This is a genomic window from Micromonospora sp. NPDC003776 (assembly GCF_053605645.1).
Window position 1 is genome coordinate 1 of the sequence record NZ_JBSGJR010000901.1, and the last position, 1,630, is coordinate 1,630.

The 1,630-nt window shown below is 74.1% G+C and carries 1 protein-coding gene; it reads left to right on the forward strand.

Annotation, left to right across the window (positions count from 1 at the left end):
• On the forward strand, window positions 1–1,602 hold a 1,602-nt coding region (locus ACWEVO_RS36225; protein WP_452311897.1), incomplete at its 5' end, for a DUF4127 family protein.
• Window positions 1,603–1,630 lie beyond the last annotated feature (28 nt).

The following is a 1,630-nucleotide window of genomic DNA, read 5'->3' on the forward strand; positions in this document are numbered from 1 at the left end:
CTGGCCGCCGCCGCCATCGGCCGGCCCGCGTTCGCCGGGGCCGCCGACCGGCAGCTGACCGTGGCGCTGGTGCCGCTGGACGACCGGCCGGTCAACACGTACGCCCCGCAGATGACCGCGGCGAGCGCCGGCGCGCAGGTGCAGCTGCCGCCCCGGGAGCTGCTCGGCCGCTTCTTCACCCCCGGCGACGGGGCCGGCATCGCCCGCTGGCTCGGCACCACCGAGGACGTCGACGGGTACGTCATCTCGGTCAGCATGCTGGCCTACGGCGGCCTGATCGCCTCCCGCACCGCCGCCCCGCCGCTGGCCGCCGCGCTGGAGAACCTGGCCGCGATCCGGCAGCTGCGCGCGACCCGGCCGGGGGTGGTGATCGAGGTGCACGACACCATCCAGCGGCTGGCGATCACCAGCACCGGCACCGACCTGGACAGGTACCGCGACCTGCTGGTCCAGTGGGCCAAGCTCTACGACCAGGTGGTCAACCTGGGGCAGGAGCAGCTGCGCGCGCAGCTCGACGCCGTGCGGGCGCAGATCCCCGACCAGGTCGTCGAGGACTACCTGGCCGCGAGGGCCCGCAACCACCAGGTCAACCGGCTGATGGTCGAGTGGGTCGCCGACGGCACGATCAGCCACCTCGTGCTCTCCGAGGACGACACCGCGCCGGTGGGGCTGGCCCGCGCTGAGCGGGTGGAGCTGGAGGCGCTGGTGGCGTCGCTCGGCGTCGGCGACCGGGTGGAGATCTTCCCCGGTGCCGACGAGGTCGACGCGCTGCTGGTCGCCCGGGTGGTCGCCGCCGACACCGCGCCCACCTACCGGGTCGAGTACGCCGGCGTGTCCGGTGAGAGCTGGACCGCGCAGCTGGAGGGCATCCCGTTCGCGGAGAACATCCGCCGGCACGTGACCGCCGTGGGCGGCCGGGTGGTCGACGGCGACGCGGACATCGTGCTCGCCGTGAACACCCCCTCGGCGGCGCCCGGGCAGCGCGGCGCCGACCTGGACGCCTTCGTCGGGCGGATCGGCGACCTGCTGGCCGCCGGCAACCCGGTGATCGTGGTGGACCCGCTCATCGTCAACAAGGCCGACCACGACCTGGTGGCGCGGATGGAGAACCGGCTGGATCTGGCGGCGGTGCTGTCGTACTCGGGGTGGAACACCGGCGGCAACGCGCTCGGCCTGGCGCTCGGGCACGGCACCGCCCGCTGGGCGTACCTCCGCTGCACCGGCAGCGGGTTCGGGGTGCCGGAGCTGCGCGGGCCCGGCCTGGCGCACGCCGAGTACCTGCTCTACCGGTTCGTCAAGGACGACCCGTGGAAGAACATCGTGCAGGTCGAGGCGTACGCGCACGCCCGGGCGCAGGGCTGGGACCCGCTCGCGCTCACCCCGGCGCAGAAGAGCTACTTCGACGGCTGGGTACGCGACCGGTTGGTTCCGTTGACCGAGCGGTACTTCGCCGACCACTTCGCGGGGCATCGGGTCGTGCTCGGCGCCCGGGGCGGGAAGACGTTCACGGCGACGCTGGGCCGGTTCGAGGGGGCGCGGGTCGAGCTGCCGTGGGACCGGCTCTTCGAGGTGATCCTGGAGCCCCGGCTGCAACTGTCCTGACCAGCCGCCCGGTCGCGCCCGCACCCGG